The sequence below is a fragment of the Beijerinckia sp. L45 genome, assembly GCF_009765775.1.
In the GTDB taxonomy this organism is placed as follows: Bacteria; Pseudomonadota; Alphaproteobacteria; order Rhizobiales; family Beijerinckiaceae; genus RH-AL1.
The window spans coordinates 1-258 of the sequence record NZ_LMUU01000192.1; the positions used below are offsets into that span (position 1 = coordinate 1).

The window sequence follows — 258 nt, forward strand, 5'->3', positions numbered from 1 at the left end:
AAAGTATTAGTAAATCGTATTAAAGAGTCGCATTATAAGTCGAATTGAGTTACTTACCGGGTTGTGGTCGGGGAAAGGAATAATACTGGCACAGATGCCGAGAATCGTACTAGGGTGAATCTCGCAGTGCGTATACATATGGGTCGTGGGATTTGTCTTGGTTCTCAATCGCTTGTTCAGGTCATCGCCAACATCGTCGTCCATAGCCACGCCTGCCTTTTGCAGTCTATAAAGCTCTAGGTCCTCGGGCGTCATGCA

Annotated in this window: 1 protein-coding gene; it reads right to left on the minus strand. The window is 46.5% G+C overall.

Features of this window, described 5'->3' with window-relative positions:
- Positions 1-6: 6 nt before the first annotated feature.
- A complete protein-coding gene (locus GSQ79_RS30390) occupies positions 7-255 on the minus strand; it encodes a hypothetical protein (protein ID WP_368669961.1) in 249 nt (82 codons plus the stop codon).
- Between the last annotated feature and the right edge of the window lie 3 nt (positions 256-258).

Excerpts from the sequence above, each read along its gene's own strand:
- GSQ79_RS30390 (WP_368669961.1), bottom strand. The coding sequence starts at position 255 with ATGACGCCCGAGGACCTAGAGCTTTATAGACTGCAAAAGGCAGGCGTG.